Source organism: Leifsonia sp. Y862, assembly GCF_057669585.1.
Window position 1 is genome coordinate 759,631 of the sequence record NZ_JBYHFR010000002.1, and the last position, 24,193, is coordinate 783,823.

At 64.0% G+C, this 24,193-nt stretch carries 21 protein-coding genes; 12 read left to right on the plus strand and 9 right to left on the minus strand.

Annotation, left to right across the window (positions count from 1 at the left end; genetic code table 11):
* The first annotated feature begins 26 nt into the window (after positions 1–26).
* The 4 genes from AC25Z0_RS13585 (at position 27) to AC25Z0_RS13600 (ending at position 5,854) form a co-directional block, all read left to right on the plus strand.
* The gene (locus AC25Z0_RS13585) at positions 27–1,943 is read left to right on the plus strand and encodes a DUF2207 domain-containing protein (RefSeq protein ID WP_488133543.1); all 1,917 of its coding nucleotides are present in this window, start codon (positions 27–29) and stop codon (positions 1,941–1,943) included.
* Positions 1,943–2,293, plus strand: a complete 351-nt coding sequence (locus tag AC25Z0_RS13590; protein WP_488120186.1) for a DUF6804 family protein — start codon at positions 1,943–1,945, stop codon at positions 2,291–2,293. Before AC25Z0_RS13585 ends, AC25Z0_RS13590 begins: the two co-directional genes overlap by 1 nt.
* A 223-nt stretch (positions 2,294–2,516) precedes the next feature.
* Entirely contained in the window at positions 2,517–4,700 is a 2,184-nt protein-coding gene (locus AC25Z0_RS13595; protein WP_488133544.1) for a DEAD/DEAH box helicase, read from the plus strand.
* A 125-nt stretch (positions 4,701–4,825) separates the two neighbouring features.
* The gene (locus tag AC25Z0_RS13600) at positions 4,826–5,854 is read left to right on the plus strand and encodes a 6-phosphofructokinase (protein ID WP_488120188.1); all 1,029 of its coding nucleotides are present in this window, start codon (positions 4,826–4,828) and stop codon (positions 5,852–5,854) included.
* Here AC25Z0_RS13600 and AC25Z0_RS13605 read toward each other — a convergent pair.
* Positions 5,851–6,105 carry a mycoredoxin gene (locus tag AC25Z0_RS13605; RefSeq protein ID WP_488120189.1) on the minus strand — a complete coding sequence of 85 codons (255 nt, stop codon included), beginning with the start codon at positions 6,103–6,105 and terminating at the stop codon, positions 5,851–5,853. The two genes, AC25Z0_RS13600 and AC25Z0_RS13605, sit on opposite strands and share 4 nt — an antisense overlap.
* An 80-nt stretch (positions 6,106–6,185) precedes the next feature.
* Between AC25Z0_RS13605 and AC25Z0_RS13610 the strand changes: the two genes are divergently transcribed.
* From AC25Z0_RS13610 to AC25Z0_RS13620, 3 genes are all read left to right on the plus strand, one after another.
* Complete coding sequence (locus AC25Z0_RS13610) at positions 6,186–6,659, plus strand: 8-oxo-dGTP diphosphatase (protein ID WP_488120190.1); 474 nt, start codon at positions 6,186–6,188, stop codon at positions 6,657–6,659.
* Between the two features lie 107 nt (positions 6,660–6,766).
* Positions 6,767–7,960 carry an anion permease gene (locus tag AC25Z0_RS13615; protein ID WP_488120191.1) on the plus strand — a complete coding sequence of 398 codons (1,194 nt, stop codon included), beginning with the start codon at positions 6,767–6,769 and terminating at the stop codon, positions 7,958–7,960.
* A complete protein-coding gene (locus tag AC25Z0_RS13620) occupies positions 7,957–8,289 on the plus strand; it encodes a peptidase (RefSeq protein WP_488120192.1) in 333 nt (110 codons plus the stop codon). The genes AC25Z0_RS13615 and AC25Z0_RS13620 overlap by 4 nt, the downstream gene beginning before the upstream one ends.
* A gap of 701 nt (positions 8,290–8,990) precedes the next feature.
* Here AC25Z0_RS13620 and AC25Z0_RS13625 read toward each other — a convergent pair.
* Positions 8,991–10,265, minus strand: a complete 1,275-nt coding sequence (locus tag AC25Z0_RS13625) for a uracil-xanthine permease family protein (RefSeq protein WP_488120193.1) — start codon at positions 10,263–10,265, stop codon at positions 8,991–8,993.
* Between the two features lie 184 nt (positions 10,266–10,449).
* Here AC25Z0_RS13625 and AC25Z0_RS13630 point away from each other — a divergent pair, with 184 nt between their 5' ends.
* Together AC25Z0_RS13630 and AC25Z0_RS13635 are read left to right on the plus strand one after the other, a co-directional pair.
* The gene (locus tag AC25Z0_RS13630) at positions 10,450–11,928 is read left to right on the plus strand and encodes an NCS2 family permease (protein WP_488120467.1); all 1,479 of its coding nucleotides are present in this window, start codon (positions 10,450–10,452) and stop codon (positions 11,926–11,928) included.
* 134 nt (positions 11,929–12,062) lie between these two features.
* The gene (locus AC25Z0_RS13635; protein WP_488133545.1) at positions 12,063–12,362 is read left to right on the plus strand and encodes a hypothetical protein; all 300 of its coding nucleotides are present in this window, start codon (positions 12,063–12,065) and stop codon (positions 12,360–12,362) included.
* 76 nt (positions 12,363–12,438) lie between these two features.
* On the opposite strand, the gene AC25Z0_RS13640 is transcribed toward AC25Z0_RS13635, so the two are convergent.
* The 5 genes from AC25Z0_RS13640 to AC25Z0_RS13660 all read right to left on the minus strand — a co-directional run bounded on the left by AC25Z0_RS13640 (position 12,439) and on the right by AC25Z0_RS13660 (position 17,596).
* Positions 12,439–13,185, minus strand: coding sequence for a FadR/GntR family transcriptional regulator (locus AC25Z0_RS13640; protein WP_488133641.1), 747 nt, complete (start codon positions 13,183–13,185; stop codon positions 12,439–12,441).
* A gap of 12 nt (positions 13,186–13,197) precedes the next feature.
* The gene (locus AC25Z0_RS13645) at positions 13,198–13,989 is read right to left on the minus strand and encodes a 3-oxoacyl-ACP reductase (RefSeq protein ID WP_488133546.1); all 792 of its coding nucleotides are present in this window, start codon (positions 13,987–13,989) and stop codon (positions 13,198–13,200) included.
* 94 nt (positions 13,990–14,083) lie between these two features.
* On the minus strand, positions 14,084–15,445 hold the full coding sequence (locus AC25Z0_RS13650; RefSeq protein ID WP_488133547.1) for an aldehyde dehydrogenase family protein: 1,362 nt from the start codon (positions 15,443–15,445) through the stop codon (positions 14,084–14,086).
* Positions 15,442–16,242 (minus strand): gamma-glutamyl-gamma-aminobutyrate hydrolase family protein, encoded by an 801-nt coding sequence (locus AC25Z0_RS13655; protein WP_488133548.1) that lies wholly within the window; start codon positions 16,240–16,242, stop codon positions 15,442–15,444. The genes AC25Z0_RS13650 and AC25Z0_RS13655 overlap by 4 nt, the downstream gene beginning before the upstream one ends.
* Positions 16,229–17,596 carry a glutamine synthetase family protein gene (locus tag AC25Z0_RS13660; protein WP_488120198.1) on the minus strand — a complete coding sequence of 456 codons (1,368 nt, stop codon included), beginning with the start codon at positions 17,594–17,596 and terminating at the stop codon, positions 16,229–16,231. The genes AC25Z0_RS13655 and AC25Z0_RS13660 overlap by 14 nt, the downstream gene beginning before the upstream one ends.
* 243 nt (positions 17,597–17,839) lie before the next feature.
* Here AC25Z0_RS13660 and AC25Z0_RS13665 point away from each other — a divergent pair, with 243 nt between their 5' ends.
* Positions 17,840–19,426: an amino acid permease gene (locus AC25Z0_RS13665; RefSeq protein ID WP_488133549.1), complete on the plus strand. Its 1,587-nt coding sequence runs from the start codon at positions 17,840–17,842 to the stop codon at positions 19,424–19,426.
* 214 nt (positions 19,427–19,640) lie between these two features.
* Here AC25Z0_RS13665 and AC25Z0_RS13670 read toward each other — a convergent pair whose 3' ends face one another.
* Complete coding sequence (locus tag AC25Z0_RS13670) at positions 19,641–20,468, minus strand: dienelactone hydrolase family protein (RefSeq protein ID WP_488133550.1); 828 nt, start codon at positions 20,466–20,468, stop codon at positions 19,641–19,643.
* A 329-nt stretch (positions 20,469–20,797) separates the two neighbouring features.
* Between AC25Z0_RS13670 and AC25Z0_RS13675 the strand changes: the two genes are divergently transcribed.
* Complete coding sequence (locus AC25Z0_RS13675) at positions 20,798–22,249, plus strand: aspartate ammonia-lyase (protein ID WP_488120201.1); 1,452 nt, start codon at positions 20,798–20,800, stop codon at positions 22,247–22,249.
* A 75-nt stretch (positions 22,250–22,324) separates the two neighbouring features.
* Complete coding sequence (locus AC25Z0_RS13680) at positions 22,325–23,245, plus strand: alpha/beta fold hydrolase (RefSeq protein WP_488120202.1); 921 nt, start codon at positions 22,325–22,327, stop codon at positions 23,243–23,245.
* A gap of 42 nt (positions 23,246–23,287) precedes the next feature.
* Here the strand turns inward: AC25Z0_RS13680 and AC25Z0_RS13685 are convergent, their stop codons facing one another.
* Complete coding sequence (locus AC25Z0_RS13685; RefSeq protein WP_488120203.1) at positions 23,288–24,049, minus strand: glycosyltransferase family 2 protein; 762 nt, start codon at positions 24,047–24,049, stop codon at positions 23,288–23,290.
* Between the last annotated feature and the right edge of the window lie 144 nt (positions 24,050–24,193).

Below are 24,193 nucleotides of genomic sequence, written 5' to 3' on the forward strand. Positions count from 1 at the left end.
CCTCATTCGCTCGCTAGTCTGGAAGAATGCGTCGACGTACGGGGTTCCTCATAGCCACGGTTGCTCTGACCCTTTCCACGATGGTCTTCATCGGTGCGGCACCGACGGCTAACCAGGCGACTTCGGCTACGGCAGAGACAGCAGCCCTGGCGCCGGTCGAGCTCGAGGCACTCTCAACGGGCGTCGATGACTTCACGTTCGATTCCTGGCACTCCGACCTCGACCTGGGCAGAGACGACGACGGTCGCGCCACACTCACCACGACGGAAACGATCGTCGCCGATTTCCCTGACACAGATCAGAACCACGGGATCCGCCGCGCGATCCCCACCCACTACGACGGCCACACCACCGACCTCGACATCGTGAGCGTCACCGATGAGAATGGCGCGGCGCGCAGCTACGACAGCGAATCGTCCGACGATGACGGCGAATTCCTCACCCTCACCATCGCGGCCGATGAGTTCGTGCACGGCCTCCAGACCTACGTCATCACGTACACCCAGCACAATGTCATCCTGTTCCCCGATGACGCGGCAGACAACGAGTTCTTCTGGGAGGTGAACGGCACAGGGTGGGCGCAGCCGTTCCGCTCGGTGACCGCAACGTTGTCGATGGATGCCAACCTTGCGGCAGCCCTGAACGGCCAGTCGGCCTGTTTCCAGGGCTGGGCGACGTCGAGCGATCCGTGCGAATCTCTGGTGCAGACCGACACGGATGCCGGCACCAGCTTCGAGGCGACGGCCACAGACCTTGACAAATACCAGGGCCTCACCATCGTTGTCGGGTTCGACGATGGAACGTTCGTTCCCCGTGACGACTCCTTCCTCGCCAATGCATTCCCGACGGTAGGCCTGATCGGCGCCGTCCTGGCCGTGATTACGGCCATCCTGGCGTGGGTGGCGCGCCTCACGCGCTGGCGCAACGCACCGGGCCGGCCGACGATCATCGCCGAGTACCTGCCGCCGAAGGGCGTCAATCTGCTGGTGTCCGGCGATATCGCGGGTGCGATGGGCAGGGCCATGCCTGCCCAGCTGTTGAGCTTCGCCGTTCGCGGGAATGTGCGCGTCCTGGAGGCGGACGGCAATGGTCACTACATCCTGGAGCTCGTGCACACAGAAGGACTCGACGCCGAAGAGCTGGCGCTGCTGTCCGATCTGATGCCCACGCTCACCCCGGGAGCGCGACGTGACCTCAAGACGAAGGACCCTGCCGTCGCAAGCAAGGTGCACAAACACGTCGCCGCTGTGAAGAAGACCGTCGTGACGCACGGGCTCCGCCGGCAGCGGGGCGGTGCCATCCGCTCCTGGCTGATTGCGGCAAGCATCATCTCGCTCGTCATCGCCCTGGTCGGTTCGATCGGCGCGTTCGCCACCGAGGTCGCCGGGCTCTGGCCGCTGCTCACCCTGTTCGTCGGGGTCATCGGTTTCATCGCCGCCATGGCAGCGCTGGCCAGCGTGCGCCCACTGACCCCGGCCGGCTCTGAGCTGCGCGACTACCTGGCCGGACTTCGTCGCTACATCGACCTCGCAGAGTCAGACAGGCTGCGGGTGCTGCAAAGCCCGGCAGGCGCACTCACCTCGCCCTATCGCCCTGTGCTCGACGCATCCCTCGTGCCAGAAGCGGATGCCGGCACGCCGGACTCCCCGCTGAAGATCGTCAAGCTGTACGAACGCGTCTTGCCGTTCGCCGTCTTGTTCGGCCTTGAGAAGAACTGGTCGAAGGTGCTCGGCGACTACTACGACAGGTCAGGCGCCCAGCCGGACTGGTATGTCGGTTCCCACGGATTCAACGCTGCGCTCTTTGCCACTGGCATCGGCGCCTTCGCCTCATCGACCACAGCGGTGTGGTCTGGGACCGCGAGCAGTTCATCAAGTTCAGGATTCAGTGGAGGCGGTTCCGTCGGAGGCGGCGGAGGCGGCGGTGGAGGAGGAGGCGTCTAGTGGGCGTTAAGGAATATGGCACGCCGAAGAAACCGACGTTCAGTCGGTCTGCGCTGGCACCAGGGTTACTCGGTGCGATCGCGCTGCTCGGCGGGCTGGCGCTGCTGGATGTCGACAGCTTCATCATCGTTCGCTACGTCGTGAGCATCCTCGCGGTGATCATGTGCGTGTTCGCTATCCAGGCGAAGGCGTGGTGGTGGCTGATCGGGCTGGTGCCCATCGCCGTGATCTGGAACCCCGTCGTTGTCATCGAACTGCACGGCCAGGGCTGGGTGTCGATCCAGTTCATTGCGGCGATCGTGTTCATCATCGCGGGCATCAGGATCAAAGTTCCTGTACGCGAGCTGTAGGCCGCGGGCGTAGACTGGCAGGACGCCGGAAGAACCCGGTCACCGTCTCGACCGTGCCGCTGCATTCATATGCAGTAGACGCGCTGCTCGATTCAGGGTTCGGCGTATCGGTTGAGTCTGCAGCTTCGACGCTGAGGGCCAAGCGAGGGCGGTCATTCCAGGCCGCTGGCTGAGCAATCAGCGGGCTGTATCCGCGATAGCGGCACCCGCGAAGTGGAGAAGAATGGCAAATACGCGCCAACAGTCGTCGGGTTCAAGCAGCCGCGGAAGCAGCAGCAATAGCCGAAATCGACCGCGCACGCGGTCTCGCGACGACGATGCACCGATCATCCCGATCCTTGCCCGCAAGGTGCGTGAGGTCGAAGCGAAGGCGCAGGCCAGCGGAAAGCTCGGCCCGACCAACCGCACCAAGTACCAGGTCATCGCCCTGCTGATGCGCGAGGAGCGTGCCAGGGTCAAGACCGACCCCGAACTCACCGACGCCAACCGCGCCGAACTGCTGAAGCGCCTGGATGGCATCGCCCAGATTCTCGCGAAGACCGCGGGGCGCGACACCAGCCTCATCACGCTGCTCGAACCCGATGCGGGTGTATCGACTGTCGCCCAGCGTTTCCGTCGGGACTGGCTGCTCGAATCCGGCGCAGACCTCACCCCAGACGAATTGATCATCACCCGTGAGGCCGAGATTAAGCCTGAGGTACCGATCAACCAGGTCATCCCTCAGTCGGTGAAGGCCAGAGCCCTTGCCAACCCGTTCCTCGCCCCCGACTTCAGTGCCGCAGCGCCAGCGCCCGTCGTCCCAGTGCGACGCCTCGCCAACTGGGAACTGCTCGGCCCGCTCTTCAAGTCGTTCGAATACGGCTCAGGCGGCCAGGCTGCCAGCATGGACCTGCCAGAGGCGCCGCCCATCGACCGGTTGTCACCGGCTGGCATGGAGCTCATGCGGCACCAGGCGCGCTTCGTTGAAAGCGCACGACTCGGCCACCGCAGTTACCTGCTCGCTGACGAGCCTGGCCTCGGCAAGACTGCGCAGAGCCTGCTCGCGGCATCCGTCACCAACTCGTACCCGCTGCTCGCGATCGTGCCGAACGTCGTCAAGATGAACTGGGCTCGCGAGGTTGAACTGTGGACACCGCACCGCAGGGCGACAGTCATCCATGGCGACGGCGACACGCTTGACGCGTTCGCCGACGTTGTCGTTGTCAACTACGACGTGCTCGACCGCCACCTGGCGTGGCTCGGCACCCTCGGTTTCAAGGGCATGGTCGTCGATGAGGCGCACTTCATCAAGAACCTGCAGTCGCAGCGGTCGAAGCACGTCTTGTCGCTCGCCGAGCAGATCCGACGCCGCACTCCTGGCGGAAACCCGCTGCTGATGGCACTCACCGGAACCCCCCTCATCAACGATGTCGATGACTTCAGGGCCATCTGGCAGTTCCTCGGCTGGATCGACGGCGACAAGCCGACCGCGAAGCTGATGGCAAAGCTCGAAGCCACCGGGCTGACGCCGGCCGACCTCGGCTTCTACGCTGAGGCCCGCGCTGCCGTCATCGACATGGGCATCGTCAGGCGTCGCAAGGTGGATGTCGCTGCAGACCTGCCTGCCAAGCGCATCGCCGACCTGCCCGTCGAACTTGACGACGACCTCGGTCGCTCGATCCAGAAGGCTGAGCGTGAGCTCGCAGCCCGACTCGTCGTCCGCTACAACGCACTTGTGCAGGCCAGGTCAACCGGCAGCAAGAAGATGGTGCCAGACGAAGACCAGCGCGCATCGTTCATTCGTGCCGTCGCGCACGCCGAACTCGAAGAGTCGAAGGGTGCAACGACCGGCGAGAACGTCTTCACGATGGTGCGGAAGATCGGCCAGGCCAAGGCAGGCCTCGCCGCCGACTACGCCGCCCAGCTGGCGCGTTCGGTGGGCAAGGTCGTCTTCTTCGCCAAGCACATCGACGTCATGGACCTGGCGGAGGACACCTTCGCCAAGCGTGACCTGCGCACCGTCTCGATCCGTGGCGACCAGTCGACGCTTGAGCGCCAGGCGGCCATTGACGCTTTCAACAACGACCCTGAGGTCGCGATCATTGTCTGTTCGCTCACCGCAGCCGGCGTTGGCGTGAACCTGCAGGCTGCATCCAACGTTGTGCTCGCCGAGCTCAGCTGGACCGCCGCTGAGCAGACGCAGGCCATCGACCGCGTTCACCGCATTGGCCAGGAAGAACCCGTCACGGCCTGGCGCATCATCGCGGCACACACCATCGATGCCCGGATAGCCGAGCTCATCGGCAGCAAGCAGGGCTTGGCCGCCCGCGCGCTCGATGGCTCTGAAGAAGAGGTGTCGACCGCAGACTCCGTGCAGGCCAGCGCGCTGATCTACCTGCTCACGCAGGCGCTCGACGGCGAATTGTAAACGGATGCCGGCCGAGCCCTGTGTGGGCTCGGCCGCGACCGATTTGAGTCGGACGCTGCTGCCCGCCATGATGTGTAGACGGTGAAGACGCCGTCATCGTTCATGCGCATGAAGGAGCGTCAGAAATGAAGATCGGTATCCTCACCAGCGGTGGAGACTGCCCAGGCCTCAACGCAGTTATTCGTGGAGCAGTCCTCAAGGGGGTCCGCGTCCACGAGACCGAGTTCGTCGGCATCCGCAACGGATGGCGTGGCCTCGTCCAGGACGATTTCATGACGCTTGACCGTCACAGCGTGCGCGGCCTCTCTCGTCAGGGCGGCACAATTCTTGGCAGCTCCCGCACCAATCCCTTTGAAGGCGACAACGGCGGCCCGGAGAACATCCAGCGCACGCTCGACGCGCACGGCATCGACGCCGTCATCGCTATCGGTGGCGAAGGTACCCTCACCGCTGCACGCCGGCTCACGGATGCCGGACTCAAGATTGTCGGCGTCCCCAAGACCATCGACAACGACCTCGCGGCCACCGACTATTCATTCGGGTTCGACACCGCCGTCGAGATCGCCACGGAAGCCATCGACCGGTTGCGTACCACCGCCGAATCGCACGGCCGCTGCATGGTGGTCGAGGTCATGGGCCGCCACGTCGGGTGGATCGCCCTGCACTCCGGTATGGCAGGGGGCGCGCACGCGATCCTCATCCCTGAGCAGCCCCAGACCATCGAGCAGATCTGCGAGTGGGTGGAGCACGTGCGGGACCGCGGCCGTGCACCCGTCCTCGTGGTCTCAGAGGGCTTCCGCCTCGCCGGCATGGAAGAGGCACACTCCGACAAGGGGCTCGACGCGTTCAACCGTCCGCGCCTCGGCGGCATCAGCGAGATCATCGCGCCCATGATCGAAGAGCGCACTGGTATTGAGTCGCGTGCCACGGTCCTTGGTCACACGCAGCGTGGTGGAGCGCCATCCGCTTACGACCGCGTGCTGGCGACCCGCCTCGGCATGGCCGCGATCGATGCCGTCTATGACGCGCGTTGGGGATCGATGGTGTCGTTGACGGGAACCGATATCAACATCGTGAGCATTGCAGACGCCACAGGGGGCCTGAAGACGGTTCCGCAGGCGCGCTACGACGAAGCAGCCGTACTCTTCGGCTAGGAGAGTTTTGCCTGCACGTCGGCGAGTGACGGGTTCGTCGCCGACGAGCCGTCGGGGAACAATACGGTCGGCACGGTGCGATTGCCGCCGTTGAGGCTCATCACGAGTTCAGAGGTGCCGTCTACCTCTTCGACGTTGACCTCGCGGAAGCCGATTCCGGCCTTCGTCAGCTGACCTTTGAGGCGCGTGCAGTAGCCGCACCAGTTGGTCGTGAACATAGTGATGGTTCCGGTTTCAGGGACAAAATCCATCTGCCAAGCGTAAGCCCGTCAGATGTGAATGTGCGACGCTGCAGATAATTCTTCTGGTGGCCCCCGGCTACGATAAGCGGATGATCCTGCCCCAGGTGTGCGTGAGCTACCTTCTCCGAAACCACAATGACGGCAGCCTTCAGGTGTTGCTCGGACGCAAGAAGAAGGGCCTCGGTCAGGGAAACTACGTTGGCCTCGGCGGCAAACTCGAACCGGGGGAGACGCCAGTCGATGCCGCTGTGCGCGAGATCGAAGAAGAGTCAGGCCTGATTGTTGCCGCATCAGACCTCACACCGATGGGGCACCTCACCTATCTGTTCCCATACAAGGACGCGTGGAGCCAGGGTTCGACGGTCTTCGTTTGCCGTGAATTCCGTGGCATCCCATGTGAATCTGATGAGTTAAATCCGGAGTGGTTCGACGTGGATGCCCTCCCGCTCGACGAGATGTGGGATGACGCGAAATACTGGTTACCGGGAGTTTTGTCCGGAATTGCCGTGCAGAAGACATTTACTTTCGGCCCAGATTTAGCCTCTGTGGTGGGCTCGTCCTAAGTTGACCTCGACCCCCGCGAGTGTCAGGATTATGCGGGTCCGATTAACGGCTCATGTACATCGTCTGAACACCCGGCCATTTGTGTCGGCCCCAGAGAAAGTCGCCGGTGGATCTCACCCTCATCGTCGTGCTGGTCATAGTACTGGCACTCATATTCGACTTCACCAACGGATTCCACGACACGGCAAATGCGATGGCAACGCCCATCGCAACCGGTGCCATGCGTCCGAAGGTTGCTGTCACCATCGCTGCCATCCTCAACCTGGTCGGTGCGTTCCTGTCGACTGAGGTCGCCAAGACTGTGTCTGGCGGCATCATCAAGGAAGGCCCAGGCGGGATCCAAATCACGCCGGAGATCATCTTCGCCGGTCTGATCGGTGCCATTGTCTGGAATCTGATCACCTGGCTGAAGGGCCTGCCGTCGAGTTCCAGCCATGCGCTGTTCGGTGGTCTCATCGGCGCGACGATCATCGGCGCCGGGTTCCAGGCGGTCGACTATCTCGTAGTCGTGGAGAAGGTCATCCTCCCGGCCCTGATCGCCCCGGTGATCGCCGGCGTTGTGGCATACACCGCCACCAAGCTCGCGTACGCGATCACCCGGCGTGAGCTCAACAAGCCGGATGGCCGTGGCGGATTCCGTTACGCACAGATCTTCTCCTCGTCGCTCGTGGCTCTGGCGCACGGAACTAACGACGCGCAGAAGACCATGGGTGTCATCACCCTCACGCTGATCGCTGGTGGCTTCCAGGTCGCGGGCAGCGGTCCTGAGTTCTGGGTCATCGCCTCGTGTGCGCTGGCCATTGCCATCGGCACATACTCCGGCGGCTGGCGCATCATCCGCACCATGGGTACCGGCCTCACCGAGGTCAAGCCAGCTCAGGGCTTTGCGGCAGAAACCAGCACGGCTGCCGCAATTCTCGCGTCCAGCCACCTCGGCTTCGCCCTGTCGACCACCCAGGTTGCTTCCGGATCGGTCATCGGCTCAGGCCTCGGCCGCCGTGGCTCAACGGTGCGCTGGAGCACGGCAGGGCGTATCGCGCTCGGCTGGCTCATCACGCTTCCCGCTTCGGCGATCATGGGCGCGTTCGCTGCCGGACTCGCTCTCATTGGTCCGATTGGTGTCGCACTCGACGCCCTCATTGGCGCCGCAGTCATCGGTGGCATCTTCTGGTACTCGCGTCGCGACAAGGTTTCTCACCACAACGCGGTCAACGATATCGATGACGCTGGTCGCGTCGTCAAGATCCGCAAGACCCCCAGGAAGCCCGCTCGCAAGGACCGGAAGAAGGTGTCACAGTGAGTATCTTCGTCTCCTTCCTGACCGTTGCCGTTGTCACACTGTTCTCCACGGCCGTGGTCGTCAGCCTCTACTCTCTGGGCCTGCGCCTACTCGTGACAGGCGGTCGAGCACCGGTCGTTGAGCCCCTGGAATTCACCGGAGCCATCTCGATCCTGACGCCGGCACAGGCGGCCAAGGCCGCAAAGCGGGCGCGTAAGGCCGCTGCGGCCAATCCGCTGACCCCGGTGCAGAAGCGTTTCGCCCTGGTTGGCGCGTACGTTTGCTTCGCTCTCACCGCGTGTGCCGTCCTCTACGGCGTGTACCTCATCGTTCCCGCGCTGCACGGCTAGTTTCACGTAGCAGGGCTCCTCGACCACCGGGTTTCGTTGGTCGAGGAGCCCGCGTCAGCGCGTGCCTATTGGGCAAATGGCGGATGGTTGTCTGTGGTGTGCGAGATGGCGAGGGCCAGCGATGCCGAGGTTTGCTTTCAGATATCGGTTCACTGGCCTGGTCTGGATGCTCTTGATCCGGCCGGCGGATTCGTTCTGGCCTGGGCAATCTCCGCACCGCACGGCTTCGGGCGGAGTTCTTGCGACACGCCGAGCGCAACCGCCACCTTCACGCGGCGTGTCGCATTTTCTCCGCTTGAACCGCCCCGCTGGTCGAGGAGCGAGCGCCAGCGAGCGTCTCGAGACCCTTCACTCCACGCCCGACAGGCTCCTCCACAGGCCGCCCCTCGCGACAGTCATCCACGGAAAAATGCCCAGATCAAGGCGCATTTCCGGCCCCAAGGAGCGTCAGTGGTGCCGAGGATAATTCAGGGTATGAACACCCTCGTGAGACAACTCCGAATAGAAGTCGACGAGGTGGCCCGGCTCGACCGGCTGTACGGCGCAGTGAAGTAGCAGGCGCAGTGAAGTAGCAGGCGCAGTGAAGTAACAGGCAGTGCTCCGGCAACGGAGCAGAGTTCTCAGGAGCGCAGTGCTGGCTCCCGGAGACACAAAACGCGGGCCGGGTGAAATCACCCGGCCCGCGTTCTGTTGTCCAGCTGTTACAGCGTCTTCCGCAGGCGGCCGATCGCGGTCATCACGTGGTAGATCACGATGGCAGCAACGGTGCCGAGTGCGATTCCGTTGAAGCTCAGGGTGCCGGCGTTCCAGGTGAAGTCGGCGATGCCGACAATCAGTGCCGTCGCGGCAGTGAACTGGTTCACTGGCTTGGAGAAATCAACCTTGTTGTCGAGCCAGATCTTCACACCGATGATGCCGATGAGGCCATAGAGCGCCGTCGTCACGCCGCCGAGAACCCCGGCGGGAATCGTGTTGATGACAGCGCCGACCTTGGGGGAGAGGCCGAGCAGGATGGCGAAGACACCGGCAACCCAGTACGCCGCCGTCGAGTAGATGCGCGTTGCGGCCATGACGCCGATGTTCTCGCCGTATGTGGTCGTTCCAGAGCCACCGCCGAAGCCGGCGAACATGGTTGCCAGGCCGTCTGCGAACAGGGCGCGTCCGGTGTAACGGTTGATCTTGGCATCCGTCATCTGGGCAACACCCCTGATGTGTCCGACGTTCTCGGCGATCAGCACGAGTACGACAGGCAGGAACGCCGGGAGGAGAGCCCAGACGGCGGGGTTCTCGAACGGGTTGGTGGGCATGCTGAAGTCGGGCAGGCCGACCCAGGCTGCCTCCGCGACCGCGTCGAAGTTGACCTCGCCGGAGAGAACGGCGACGAGGTAGCCGACGACGACGCCGATGAAGATCGACAGCCGACCGAGGATGCCCTTGAACAGCACGGTGCTCAGGATGACGGCCGCGAGGGTGATGAGCGCGGTCAGCGGAGCCAGCTGGAAGTTGGCCTTCGCCGCTGGGGCCAGGTTGAACCCGATGAGGGCAACGATGGCTCCAGACACCACCGGAGGCATCACAACGTCGATCCAGCCGGATCCCGTGAGGTGCACAACGGCGCCGATAATGGCCAGCAGCAGGCCGACAGCGATAATGCCGAACAGTGCACCGCCCATGCCCTGCGAGGCCATCGCTGCGGTGATCGGCGCGATGAACGCGAACGACGAACCCAGGTAGCTCGGAACCTTGTTCGCCGTGATGAGCAGGAACAGGATCGTGCCGATTCCGGAGAACAGAAGTGTGGTGCTTGGTGGGAAGCCCGTGAGGATGGGCACCAGGAATGTCGATCCGAACATCGCGACGACGTGCTGGGCGCCGATTCCGATTGTTCGCGGCCAGGTCAGTCGTTCATCAGGGCCGACGACATCGAGCGCGTCGACCGATTTTCCGTCGCCGTGCAGTTTCCAGGGCAGTGCCACTATTTCTCATTTCTCGAAAATCAACTCTGATGATGGTACTTGCCCGCCAGTTGCTCCCCAGACACACGGGCAGGTGAGCGGATCAGACGGGCGGAGGCCCTCTCACCTGAGTGGCGCCTGAAAAGCGGCGATTCGCCTAGACTTAACGCTTAGATTTCGTCGCGCAGGCACCAGGAGCCCCATCATTTCCAGTACAGAGACCGACTCACCAAAGTCGACACCGGAAGGCGGCCTGAAGGCTCGTCTCGACCGCTACTTCGAGATCACCCGTCGCGGGTCGACCTGGAGCCGTGAGGTGCGGGGTGGGCTGGTCTCCTTCGTCACGATGGCCTACATCGTCATCCTCAACCCGCTGATCCTCGGCGGTTTCAGTGCAGACCAGGCGGCAACGGATATCGCGGGCAACTGGCTCCCCGCCGCCCAGGTCGCCGCCGTCACCGCGCTCACCGCCGGTGTCATGACCATTCTGTTCGGCATCGTCGCACGACTGCCGTTCGGCTTCGCCGCTGGTCTCGGCATCAACTCCTACCTCGCCGTCAGCGTGGTGGGCGAAGTGACGTGGCCTGAGGCCATGGGCCTCGTCATCATCAACGGCCTGATCATCGTGCTGCTGGCATCCACCGGTCTTCGCTCGATGATCTTCAACGCCGTTCCGCGGCAGCTGAAGCTGGCGATCACCGTCGGTATCGGTATGTTCATCGCGTTCATCGGCCTGGTCGACTCCGGCTTCGTGCGCACCAGTGGGGCATCATCGCCGCCCATCCAGCTGGGTGAGGGCGGTTCCGTCGCAACCCTGCCTACCGCGGTCTTCGTGATCGGCGTCATCATCATGGGCGTGCTCGTCGCGCGCAAGACCAAGGCAGCGCTCCTGATCGGCATCGTCGCAACCACCATCATCGCGGTCATCCTCGAGGCAATCTTCAAGGTGGGCCCGTCGCTCGGTACCAACGCGGCCGGCTGGAACCTGAACGCCCCAGAGCTGCCTACGAGCATCGTGTCGATTCCAGACCTCAGCCTGGTCGGCGACGTGAGCTTTGGCGCCTTCGAGCGGATCGGTGCCCTTGCCGCGCTCATGATCGTCTTCACCCTGGTCTTCACCAACTTCTTCGACGCCATGGGCACTATGACGGGCCTCGCCAATGAGGCAGGCGTTGCTGACAAGGACGGTAACTTCCCCCGACTGAAGTCGGCGCTCGTCGTCGAGGGCGTCGGCGCCGTCGTCGGTGGTGCAGCATCCGCTTCATCGAACACCGTCTTCGTGGAATCGGGAGCTGGCATCGGCGAAGGTGCACGCACCGGTGTCGCCAACGTGGTCACCGGTCTGCTGTTCCTGGCCGCCATGTTCTTCACGCCGCTCACCGAGATCGTGCCCCTCGAGGTGGCCGCCGCGGCCCTCGTCATGGTCGGTGCGATGATGGTTTCGCAGATTCGCTTCATCGAGTTCGATGACTTCTCGATCGTGCTGCCCGTGTTCCTCACCATCGTTGTCATGCCGATGACTTACTCGATTGCCAACGGTATCGGTGCCGGCTTCATCAGCTGGGTGCTCGTGCGCTCGCTCTCCGGTAAGGCGAAGGAAATCAGCCCGCTGCTGTGGATTGTGGCCGCCGGATTCGTGCTCTTCTTCGTGCGCGGGCCGATCGAAAGCCTGATGGGCCTGTAGTCATCGCGGCCGGGGCGCGTGCCCCGGCCAGCCCCAGTTGAGATCAGGGGGGTAACCCGATACTGTCGCCGCGGCACGATCCGTAGCGTTGTAGCTGTGCCATTCCGGCATCACTACACAGGAGACAACCACTCATGACTACCTCATCCGTTTACCAGAGTCCGACGACTGCGTCTCAGACGACGAATGCGCTCAGCATTTCAAGCCTGGTTCTCGGACTCGTTTCCATCTTCGCCGGCTGGACCTTCCTGGCGCCGATCGCCGGCCTCGTCGCCGGTGTCCTCGCGCTCCAGCGTGAGCCGGCGGGCCGCACCATCGCCATCTGGGGCATTGTGCTGAACGGCGTCATCCTGGCCGGCGCCGTGCTTGGCGTCGTGCTGATGCTGGTCTTCGGACTCGCCCTGCTGCCGTTCCTGCCGCTGGCATTCATCTAGGATCTCCACCACAATCTACAAACGGATGCCGTCCTTGCCACACGCAGGACGGCATCCGTTTTCTGGTGCCAGTGACTTACTGCAGGAACCCGCGGAGCAGGGCGGCGGAACCGGCGACGTGCTCGCTCATGGCGGTCGCCGCTGCGTCGGGGCTGCCGGTGAGGATGGCGATCACGATCTGTTCGTGCTGGGCGTCTGAATGGGCGATGTTCGGACCGAGCGAAGGGATGCTGTCGAGCATTTCGTTCACGCGCATCCGCACCTCGGCGATGAGCGGCATGAGCGACGGTGACCCCGCCACCTCTGCGATGGTCAGGTGCAGGCGTGAATCCAGTCGCCGGTAGTCGTCGTCTCCTGCACCCTTCGCCTCGCTGAGGCTTGTCCACAGCAGTTCGCGTTCGGCCTGACTGAGCGACCGGCTGGCGGCATGGCGGGCGGCACCCACTTCGAGGATGTCGCGCAGGATGAGGGTGTCTTCGATCTCGTCGACGGGGAAATGCCGCCGCGTGACGAGCTCGCCCGATGCATCGACACCGGGCGTCCCAATTGGCAGCTCGTCGCTCACGAACGTGCCGCCGTAGCGGCCGCGGCGGGAGACGAGGTAGCCGGCGTCGGCGAGGGCAGCGATCGCATCGCGCAGGGTGTCCCTGCTCACCGCGAGCATGCCGGCGAGGTCACGCTCGGCCGGCAGCCGTTCGCCGGGCGCCATCATGCCGAGGCGCACCGTCTGGAGCAACCGCTGCACGGTCTCCTCGAAGGCGTTGCTGCCGCGAACGGGTCGCAACAACGCCTCACCGCTCGGGTGTACCGCCTCGTCTGTCATCACGGTCTGATTTTATAGGGGCGTGACATAGGCCGAGCTGATGCCGCCATCCACCAGGAACGTCGACCCCGTGATGAACGAGGAATCATCGCTGGCCAGGAAGGCAACCGCCGCAGCGAGTTCCTCCGGCTCGGCGAAACGGCCAACCGGAATGTGCACCAGCCGGCGCTGGGCGCGCTCCTGGTCTTTCGCGAACAGTTCCTGCAGCAGGGGAGTGTTCACCGGTCCAGGGCACAGTGCGTTCACGCGGATGCCCTGCCTCGCGAACTGCACACCGAGCTCACGACTCATGGCCAGCACGCCACCCTTCGATGCGGTGTATGAGATCTGGCTGGTGGCCGACCCGAGAACAGCGACGAACGACGCGGTGTTGATGATCGATCCGCTCTGCTGCTTCACCATGTGGCGGAGGGCGGCGCGCGAGCACAGGTAGACCGACTTGAGGTTGACGTCTTGCACCTTCTGCCACGCCGGCAGCTCAGTGGTCTCGATGGAGTCGTCCTCCGGCGGCGAGATCCCCGCGTTGTTGAAAGCGATGTCGACAGAGCCGTACGTGTCGTTGGCGGTGTCGAAGAGGGCGTTGACCTCGTCTTCGTCTGTGACATTGACCTTGACGAAGAGACCGCCGACGAGCTCGGCCGCTGCCGGGCCGGCGACCTCGTCCATGTCGCCGATGACAACCGTGGCGCCCTCCGCCGCGAACCGCCTGGCCGTGGCCAGGCCGATTCCGCTTGCCCCTCCGGTAACAACGGCGACCTTGCCGGCCAGTCGCTGAGTGAGGTCAATAGGGGTGATGCTGCTCATCCAGTGCTCCTTCGTGGTGCTGAAACGTTTGGTGTGTGAAAAAACGTGCGGGGTACGGTCAGTCGGTCAGTCGGTCAGTCAGTCAGTCAGTCAGTCAGTCCATGGCGATGAAGACGTTCTTGGTCTCTGCGAACGCGAGCGGGGCATCCGGCCCGAGTTCTCGGCCGAGCCCCGACTGCTTGAAGCCGCCGAACGGTGTTGAATACCGCACGGAGGAGTGCGAGTTCACCGACAGGTTGCCAGACTCGACGCCGCGCGCCACCCGCAGCGCGCGTCCGACATCGCGGGTCCAAATCGACCCAGACAGGCCGTACTCTGTGTCGTTGGCCAGCTGGAGGGCATCCGCTTCGTCGTCGAACGGCAGCACCGTGACCACCGGCCCGAAGATCTCCTCTGTGACGACGCGGTCCGTGCGAGACGCAGGCGTCAGCACTGTCGGCGCGAACCAGTAGCCTGGCCCGCTGGGCGCGCTGCCCCTGAAAGCGACGTTGGTGTCGTCTGGCACGTACGCTGAAACCGCTGCGTGGTGCGTGGCTGAGACGAGCGGACCCATTTCGGTGGTTTCGTCGGTGGGGTCGCCCACGGTGACGCCCTGCACCGCCGGTTCGAGCAGTTCCATGAAGCGGTCGTACGCGCTTCGCTCCACCAGGATGCGGCTCCGGGCGCAGCAGTCCTGTCCGGCATTCTCGAACACGCCATACGGCGCGGTCGCTGCGGCCTTCTCCAGGTCGGCGTCGGCGAAGACGATGTTGGCACTCTTGCCGCCGAGCTCCAGCGTGACCCGCTTCACCTGGTCAGCGCAGCCGGCCATGATCTTCTTGCCCACCTCCGTCGAACCGGTGAAGACCACCTTCCGTACGGCAGGATTCGTGACGAATCGCTCGCCGACGATTGAGCCACGCCCGGGCAACACCTGAAACAATCCCTCAGGCAGCCCGGCTTCGAGCGCGAGTTCACCCAGACGGATGCTGGTGAGCGGCGTCCACTCCGCCGGCTTCAGCAGCACGGCGTTGCCGGCCGCGAGGGCGGGGGCGAACCCCCAGGCCGCGATGGTCATCGGGAAGTTCCACGGTGTGATGATGCCGACAACACCCAGCGGTTCGTGAAATGTGACGTCAATGCCGCCGGCAACTGGAATCTGTTGGCCGAACATCCGCTCTGGCGACGCCGAATAGTAGGTGAGCACGTCGCGCACGTGGTTGGCCTCCCAACGCGCCTGCGTGATCGGGTGCCCGGAGTTCGACACCTCGAGCTGCGCCAGTCGTTCGCTGTCGCTGTCGACAGCCTCCGCGAAGCGGCGCAGCAGCCTGGCCTTGTCTGCAGGGGCGACCCTCGCCCAGTCCTGCTGGGCAGCAACTGCTCGATCGACGGCCTCGTCGGTGGCGTCGGCGTCGAGCAACTCAACGCTGCTGACCTCCGACTCGTTGGCCGGGTTGATGATCGTATAGCTGGTCATGCGTGTGCCTCCCCGGGCGTTGCGTTGTTCGTGGCGTACGTCGTTGCCGCGTATGTCGTTGCCGCTTGCACGAGCCCGGCGAACAAGCGGATGTCGTCACTCGCCTCCTCCGGATGCCATTGCACGGCGACCCCGAACGGCACCGTCGCCAGCTCGACGCCCTCGATCACGCCGTCGGCGGTCGTGGCGCTCACGACCAGCCCATCGGCCACCCGGTCGATCGACTGGTGGTGGTACACCGGCACCGACAGGTCGTCCCCAAGCAAGCCGTGCAGTGTGGTGTCAGACGCCACAGTGATGCCGACGTCGTTGAACACGCCACCGCCGAGCTGGTAGCTGCCCTGGCCGATGACGTCGGGCAGATGCTGGTGCAGGGTGCCGCCGAGCGCGACGTTCAGCACCTGGGCTCCGCGGCAGATGCCGAGGAACGGCAGCTCCCTGATGATGGCCCTCCGCAGCAGGGTGTCTTCCCACGCGTCGCGATCCGGGCGTGGCTCGTCGGTCAGCGGATGCCGCTCCTGGCCGTACCTGGCCGGATCCAGGTCTTTGCCCCCGGTGATGATCAGCCCGTCGAGCCCGTCGAGCACCCGGTCGGCGATCACGTTGTCAACGGGCTGCGGTGGCAGCAGTACGGCGATGCCGCCTGCGGCAGTGACCGCTTCGAAGTACACCTTGGGCAGGAACGATGCCGGCACATCCCAGACGCCGGTTTTTGACTGCTCCAGGTACGTGGTGAGCCCGATGACCGGAGGTCGACGGGCACCGGTGCCAGTGCTGTTCACCTCAGAGTCGTTCAAAGCCGCGAACCCTTTCCCAGTCGGTGACGGCGGCGTCATACGCTGCTACTTCGACACGCGCGTTGTTGAGGTAGTGCTCGACGACCTCGTCGCCGAATGCCTCCCTGGCAACGGCGGACTCACCGAACAGTGCAGCAGACTCGCGGAGCGTCGCCGGTACCCGCACCATGTCGCTCACGTAGGCGTTGCCTTCGAACGCGTCGTCCAGCTCGAGTTCGTTGTCGATGCCGTGGAGGCCGGCGGCGATCAGTGCGGCGACAGCCAGGTACTGGTTCACGTCGCCCCCCGGCACCCGGTTCTCAACGCGCATGCCGTGTCCATGGCCGACGACGCGGAGGGCGCAGGTGCGATTGTCATGCCCCCACGCGATCGCCGTCGGGGCGAAGCTGCCGTCGACGTAGCGTTTGTACGAGTTGATGTTGGGCGCGGAGAACAGCGTGAGTTCGCGCATGACGGCCAGCTGACCGGCCAGAAACTGCCTGAACATCGTGGACATGCCGTCGGCGGCATCAGGGTCGGCGAAGACGGCGGAACCGTCTGTGCCCCGCAGGCTGATGTGGATGTGGCAGCTGTTGCCCTCGCGCTCGTTGAACTTGGCCATGAATGTGAGGCTCTTGCCATGGGCGTCGGCGATCTCCTTGGCCCCGTTCTTGTACACCGAATGGTTGTCGCAGGTGGCGAGTGCCTCGTCGTAGCGGAACGCGATCTCCTGCTGGCCGAGGTTGCACTCACCCTTGACGCCCTCGCAGTACATGCCGGCGGCGTCCATCGCCAACCGGATCTCGCGCAGCAGCGGCTCCATCCGGGTGGAGGCCAGCAGTGCGTAGTCAATGTTGTAATCGCTGGCGGGGGTGAGGTCCTTGTACCCGGCCTTCCAGGCCTGGCGGTAGCTGTCTTCGAACACGATGAACTCGAGTTCTGTGCCGACGAACGCGGTCAACCCGCGATCGGCCAGCCGCTGCAGCTGGTTCTTGAGGATCTGCCGCGGGGATGCCACGACCGGCGCTTCATCGAGCCAGTGCAGGTCAGCGGTGACGAGCACGGCGCCCGGCAGCCAGGTCGTCTGGCGGAGCGTGTTCATGTCGGGAATCATGGCCATGTCGCCATAGCCGCGTGACCAGCTCGACATGGCGTAGCCGTCGACGGTGTTCATCTCCACATCGACGGCGAGCAGGTAATTGCAGCATTCTGCGCCATGCGCGGCGATGTCCTCGAGGAACAGGCGTGCAGACACTCGCTTGCCGACCAGTCGGCCCTGCATGTCGGTGAATGCAACGATCACCGTGTCGGTCACGCCGGTGCGCACCTGCTCGGTGAGCTGGTCGATGGAGATGAATCCGGAGGCCTGTGTCATGGAACTTCTCCTCAGCGAGAACGTCGATGGTGCAGCTTCAATTCGGTGTGACGCAGACCATTACATCACAAGGGCGCCGCGATAAGTCCACTGGTCAGGGGAACTATTTCAACGATTTCGGCAGATATTTCTTCCAAAGGTAGTTACGCCGACCATTGATGGCCCTATAGTCATGCCAGCAACTGTCAGCTTTGTATACGTTGGCGCTCGTCGCGTGTGCAACCCAATCGAGAAGGAATCGAGATGGCAAAGGACACACTGCGGGTGTCGGGCGTGACGTACACGACGGCAGAGCATGGATACTTCGAGAAGCGAAAGCTCAAGCGTTCAGCCGGCGTCTGGGGGCTGTGGGGCCTCGCCGTTGCGGCCGTGATCTCCGGTGACTTCTCCGGGTGGAACTTCGGCATCGACTATGCCGGGTTCGGCGGCATGCTGATCGCCTTCGCCCTGTTGATCGTCATGTACTACGGCATGATCTTCTCGATCGGTGAGATGGCCTCCGCCATGCCACACACCGGGGGAGCATATTCGTTCTCCCGTGCGGCAATCGGCCCGTGGGGCGGATTCGTGACGGGCCTCGCAGAGACGATTGAATACGTCGCGACGACGGCCGTCATCGTGTTCTTCTCCGCGTCGTATGCCGACGGCATAACCAGCGAGTTGCTCGGCTTCTCGATGCCGGCCTGGATCTGGTGGGTGGTCCTCTACTTGATCTTCATCGCACTCAATACCGCTGGTGCCGCCATCTCCTTCAAGTTCGCCATCGTCGTCTCCATCATCTCCATCGGCATCCTGCTGGTGTTCTCCGTCATGGCCGCATTCACCGGGCACTTCTCGTGGGACAACCTGTTCAACATCGTTCCGGATGCCGGCCAGAGCGCCTTCCTGCCCCACGGCGTGCTGCCCATCCTGTTCGCACTGCCGTTTGCGATGTGGTTCTTCCTCGGCATTGAAGAGCTGCCGTTGGCCGCTGAAGAAGCACACGACCCCGTGAGGGACATCCCGCGCGCCGGCCTGTGGGCTCGCGGCACGCTGATCATCACCGGCCTGCTCGTGCTGTTCCTGAACACCGGAATCCTCGGCGCTGAAGCGACGGGCACCGCCGGAGAGCCGCTGCTTGACGGATTCAGGGTCATGGTCGGTGACGAGGCTGCTGCCGTGCTGGCGCTGTTCGCCCTGATCGGCCTGTTCGCGTCGCTGCAGGGCATCATGTTCGCCTACGGACGCAACATGTACTCGCTGTCACGCGCCGGCTACTACCCGAAGTTCCTGTCTCTCACCGGCAAGCGGCAGACACCGTGGGTGGCACTGGTCGCCGGCGCCGTCATCGGCTTCGTGGCCCTCGTCGTTGTCGATGTGCTCAGCAGCCTGGATGAAGAAGGGGCCGGCGCCGTTGCCGGTGCCATCGTGCTGAACATCGCCGTCTGGGGTGCGGTGCTTGCCTACCTCATGCAGATGATCTCGTTCGTGGTCCTCCGCAGGAAGTACCCGAATGCCAAGCGCCCGTACGTGAGCCCGTGGGGTGTGCCTGGTGCGGTGATCGCCGGCATCCTGTCCGCGGCGATCTTCGTCGGGTTCCTGCTCAATGAGACGTTCCAGCCCGCCATTGTTGCCATCGTCGTCGTCTACGTCGTGATGCTCGTCGGATTCGCGCTCTGGGGCCGCAACCGTCTCATCCTCTCTCCTGAGGAGGAGTACGCGGTGTCCGGCGGTCTGCACGGCGACCCGCAGGCAGACGGCTACGGCGGAGTCATTGAGGAGGAGATCCTCGGGATCGACGGCGTCGACAAGACCGGCGGCGTCGACGACGCAGAACCGGAGAAGGTCTAGCCTCCCAACCGCTGGTTGAGGAGGCCCGCCAGGGCCGTCTCGAAACCCGCGCCCGCTATCGCCCACCGCGCCCGCTACAGCGGGCGCGGTTCGCGGTTATGGGCGCGCCGAACGTACAGGGGGAGAAGTCGCAGCGCCGATGCGCCGATGCGCCGGTGCGCGGGGCGGGGCCTCGAGACGGCCGTGACCGGCCTCCTCGGCCAACGGGGGAGCTCTACCCGACGCGCACGCGCTCCTGCAGGAAGGCCACCACGCGCTCACGGGCGAGCAGTGCAGGGTGGCCGGGTGTTTCGCGTACCTCGTGCGTGAGCACCGAGTGCGCGCGCGGGGAGAAGCCGCTGGCGTTGCCCGGCGACGAATCGAGTTCGATGACCTCGAATGCGTCGCCGAGGCGGGCGCGCAAGCCGGTGAATCGAGCACGGGGCGATGCGGTGTCCTCGCTGAATCGAAGGCCGAGCACGCAGAGATCGCCCACATTGGTTCGCGCGAGGATGCGGTTCATTTCGGCGGCGGACACCCCAGGGTCTGCGCGATGCGCCGCGCTGACCGGGAAGGGCACTGCCGGCTGGCTGACGACGGATGCCAGCACAGAATCGTCGACGGCCGTCGCCAATGCGAAACCACCGGTGAAGCACATGCCGATCACGCCAACACCGGCGCCGGGGGTGCGCCCTGCCAAATCAGCGGCGACGGCGCGCAGGTAGTCGGCAATGGGTCGGTGGGCGTTCGTCGCGAATGCACGGAACTCGGCCGACACGCAGAGGCGTGCGACCACGCCTGTCGTGTAGCCCGCGGTCGCCGGGCGGCCAGGCTCGCCGAAAGGCGAGGGAACGACAACGGTGAAACCGGAGTCAACCAGGTGCTCTGCGAGCCCCATCACCTCTGGGGTCATGCCGGGGATCTCAGGGATGAGTACGACTCCTGGTCCGCTGCCCTTCTCGAAGCAGTCGTGGGTGCGGCCAGCCGCGGTGAACGGATGCCGCGACCAGCCGATGAGATCGGCTTCCGGCGCCCTGGCTGCGGCAGTGTCGTGATCTGTCACGGTGTTCTCCTCGTTGAGGCAATCTCATACTTGGGCTTGATAGTCCCACATTCCCGTCTCCACCGGCCATCAGCACTCGCTGGCGGGTGATCACCTCAGACGAGAGAGTCACGATTTCGCCGTCGAACGGGTGATTTCGTGCGCGGTGGCCCCGGGGTGCGGCAATCCGCTGCGCTGCGGCCCGTTTTCGTGCGTGCATCCCGCGATAGGGTTAAACGTCACGAGCTTCGGCTCATCCCACCGACGGCAATGGAGCCAGTGTGTCAACCAGCGTGTCAGCAACCCCGCCACTTCGATTCGAATCAACGAATTCTGGCCATGGCCAGGGAATGGAGAGCTCGACTGTGGCTCGACCCGGATTCCGCATCGAAAGCGATTCACTCGGACCGCTTGAGGTGCCAGAGGCCGCATATTGGGGCGTGCACACCAAGCGGGCCATGGACAACTTCCCCATCGCCAAGCGCCCCATCTCGGTGTACCCCGACTTCATCGTTGCGCTCGCCTCTGTGAAGCAGGCCTGCGCCCGCGCCAACGAAGAGATCGGTTCGCTCTCCCCGGAGAAGGCAGCCTGGATTGATGCCGCCTGCCAGGACATCATCGATGGGCAGTTCCACGATGAATTCGTCGTCGGCGTGATTCAGGGTGGAGCGGGAACGTCCACCAATATGAACGCCAACGAGGTCATCTGCAACATCGCCCTCGAGCATGCCGGCTACGCCAAGGGTCGCTACGACATCCTGAGCCCGATCGACCACGTGAACCGCAGCCAGTCGACCAACGACACCTACCCGACAGCGATCAAGATCGCCCTGACCTTCTCCCTCCGCCACCTGCTGCGTGAACTCAAGGCGCTGCAGGGATCGTTCTCCGACAAGGCCGTCGAGTTCAACCACATTCTCAAGGTTGGTCGCACCCAGTTGCAGGATGCCGTGCCGATGACACTCGGCCAGGAATTCCACGGCTTCGCCACCACGCTCGGTGAAGACTACGACCGGCTCACAGAGGCCGTGTGGCTGCTCGCGGAGATCAACCTGGGCGCAACGGCCATCGGAACCGGAATCACGGCCGATCCGGGGTACGCGGCTGCCGCTATCCGTCATCTCAATGAGATCACCGGACTGAGCCTCGAGACCGCGCCAGACCTGATCGAATCCACGAGCGACGCCGGTGGGTTCATGTCGTTCAGCGCCAACCTCAAGCGCAGCGCCATCAAGCTGTCTAAGATCTGCAACGACCTGCGTCTGCTGTCCTCCGGCCCCCAGGCCGGCTTCGGCGAGATCAACCTGCCGCCCAAGCAGGCCGGATCCAGCATCATGCCTGGCAAGGTGAACCCGGTGATCCCAGAGGTGGTCAACCAGGTCGCATTCGCCGTTGCCGGCGCTGACGTGACAGTCACCATGGCCGCAGAGGGCGGACAGCTGCAGTTGAACGCGTTCGAGCCCGTGATTGCGCACTCGCTGCTGCAGAGCCTGGCCTGGATGACGCAGGCCATGTGGACGCTCAGGGTCAACTGCGTCGACGGCATCACCGCGAACGAGGACCGCCTCGACGCGATGGTGGGATCCAGTGTCGGCGTCATCACGGCGCTGATTCCGCACATCGGCTACTCGGCCGCAGCTGCTCTCGCGAAGACCGCACTGCTCACCGGTCGAAATGTTGCCGACCTCGTCGTCGAGTCCAAGCTGATGACCAGGGTCGACGTCATGCGGGAACTCGAGCCGGCCAGGCTGTCGGGAGTCACGGTGGCCACACCGACGACCGCGATTCCGATCATCGAGTAGCCAGCACCGAGCTGTTTCGATCGCTGTTGGGGCGGATGCCATGTTCATTCTCCCCGGCAGCGATACGCTGAGCAGGTGTCCATCTGGGAGCAATTCCGACTGAACATCGGTGAGAGCACGCGGGAAGAACTCGCGACGCGTGATGAAACGTTGCCTGACATCGACTGGACGGTGTTTCCGCCTGGCGCCGTGCGATCGATTTTCGCTGCCCCAAGCGGATCGCTCGCCGTCATCTCCCTTGGCAAACCAGAGGCCCCGCGGGTGGTGCTGGTTCCCGGCGTCACTGGCTCGAAGGAAGACTTTGTGCTCCTCGCGCCGCTGCTGGCAAATGCCGGGTATTTCGTGCAGAGCTACGACATGGCCGGTCAATATGAGTCGGCGCTCGCCGGACCGAATGAGCAGGGCCACTACAGCTACGACCTGTTCGTCGACGACCTCGTGGCCTTCCTGGACGAAGGCGCAGCACCCGCGCACGTGCTCGGGTACTCGTTCGCCGGCGTCGTCGCTCAACTGGCCCTCACGAAACGACCGGAGCTGTTCGCCACGCTTGCCCTGCTCAGCGTTCCCCCTCGCTCAGGGCAATCGTTTGCAGGGGTGCGCTGGATCGGTCCGCTCAGCTACGTGATTCCACCGCGTGGCATCGCGAGTCTCCTCGTCTGGGGGATCGTCACCAACAAGAACCGAGTGCCGCCGGGCAGACTCGACCTGGTGCGGATGCGTTTTCAATACACGAGCAGACAGAGCGTGGATGACATCGCCCTGCTCATGAAACAGGTGCCGTTCACCGACAACGCCGTGCGCGCGAGCAGAGTGCCGGCGCTTATCGCTGTCGGTCACCACGATCTGTGGCCCATTGATCTGCATCACGAGTTCGCCGATCGGATCAACGCAGAGTTCCGGGTGTATCCAACCGGGCACAGCCCGTGCGAGACCACTCCGCACCTGCTGGCGTACGACCTCATTGAGCTCTACCGGGGAGCGGCTCCGACCAGCTGAAGCCAGTGTCGACCTAGGCCCCCTGCAGGCCCGGTCGTCGGACTATGCCGCCCGGCGGGCCCGGTCGGACTGCGCCGCAGCGAGGCCCCGTTTCACGGCGGCTCTTCGCCACGGCGTCTCCTCTGGCATGTGCATGGCTAGCGTGCGGTATGCCCATCTGATGCGCCTGCTGAAGCCGCTCCAGGTGCTGAACGGCCTGGCCGAAATCCCCACGCGCAACGACGGCTCGTACACGACGGTCACCGCCGGCCCGAGGTGCAGGCTGAGGTCGAGGTCGTCGTGCACGTCAGGCAGGGTGCGGTGCACCCGGTCGCGTACGTCTCGCCAGACACCCCTGCGCATGGCAAAGTTCGATCCGAAAATCGGGGATTGCGTCAGCCAAAATCCCATGGCGAAGAAGAAGCCACCGATGTAGAGGGTTCCACCCAGCAGCGCGACAAACGCATTGCAGTCATAGAAATCGCCAGGACCGGTGATCACATCGGCCTCCGGCGACAGGGTGAATTCGGCGTCGATGTGCATCAGCCAGTCGACGGGAGGGATCGAATCAGCGTCCAGGCGGGCGATGATGTCGCCACTAGCGGCGTCATATCCAGCGGATGCCGCCGGCCAGATGCCCTGGAGCGGCTCGTAGACAACAGTGGCGCCGGCCGCTCGTGCGACCTCGGCCGTGTCATCCGTTGACGCATTGTCGACCACGATGATCTCGTCGGCCGGCCTGATTTGCTGCGCGAGTGCATCAAGTGCCACGCGGAGCATGCGGGCATCATTCCAGGCGGGTATGACCACGGAGATCTGTGACATGAACCGCCTCCTCCCCACGTGCGGCAGCAGAATGGTTCACAGCCTACGCTTCTGGCCATTCAAAACGGCAGGCTGACGAGCACTCTTCACGCCTTTTCAGGTTGGCGCGATGTGTGCCGGTGCAGCTGCCGGTTCCGCGGGAAC

What these genes read in the sequence shown, in the direction of transcription:
- AC25Z0_RS13585 (WP_488133543.1), top strand. Translation starts at nt 27, where the DNA reads ATGCGTCGACGTACGGGGTTCCTCATAGCCACGGTTGCTCTGACCCTT.
- AC25Z0_RS13595 (WP_488133544.1), top strand. Translation starts at nt 2,517, where the DNA reads ATGGCAAATACGCGCCAACAGTCGTCGGGTTCAAGCAGCCGCGGAAGC.
- AC25Z0_RS13600 (WP_488120188.1), top strand. Translation starts at nt 4,826, where the DNA reads ATGAAGATCGGTATCCTCACCAGCGGTGGAGACTGCCCAGGCCTCAAC.
- AC25Z0_RS13605 (WP_488120189.1), bottom strand. Translation starts at nt 6,105, where the DNA reads ATGGATTTTGTCCCTGAAACCGGAACCATCACTATGTTCACGACCAAC.
- AC25Z0_RS13610 (WP_488120190.1), top strand. Translation starts at nt 6,186, where the DNA reads ATGATCCTGCCCCAGGTGTGCGTGAGCTACCTTCTCCGAAACCACAAT.
- AC25Z0_RS13635 (WP_488133545.1), top strand. Translation starts at nt 12,063, where the DNA reads ATGACTACCTCATCCGTTTACCAGAGTCCGACGACTGCGTCTCAGACG.
- AC25Z0_RS13640 (WP_488133641.1), bottom strand. Translation starts at nt 13,185, where the DNA reads ATGACAGACGAGGCGGTACACCCGAGCGGTGAGGCGTTGTTGCGACCC.
- AC25Z0_RS13645 (WP_488133546.1), bottom strand. Translation starts at nt 13,989, where the DNA reads ATGAGCAGCATCACCCCTATTGACCTCACTCAGCGACTGGCCGGCAAG.
- AC25Z0_RS13650 (WP_488133547.1), bottom strand. Translation starts at nt 15,445, where the DNA reads ATGACCAGCTATACGATCATCAACCCGGCCAACGAGTCGGAGGTCAGC.
- AC25Z0_RS13660 (WP_488120198.1), bottom strand. Translation starts at nt 17,596, where the DNA reads ATGACACAGGCCTCCGGATTCATCTCCATCGACCAGCTCACCGAGCAG.
- AC25Z0_RS13665 (WP_488133549.1), top strand. Translation starts at nt 17,840, where the DNA reads ATGGCAAAGGACACACTGCGGGTGTCGGGCGTGACGTACACGACGGCA.
- AC25Z0_RS13675 (WP_488120201.1), top strand. Translation starts at nt 20,798, where the DNA reads ATGGAGAGCTCGACTGTGGCTCGACCCGGATTCCGCATCGAAAGCGAT.
- AC25Z0_RS13685 (WP_488120203.1), bottom strand. Translation starts at nt 24,049, where the DNA reads ATGTCACAGATCTCCGTGGTCATACCCGCCTGGAATGATGCCCGCATG.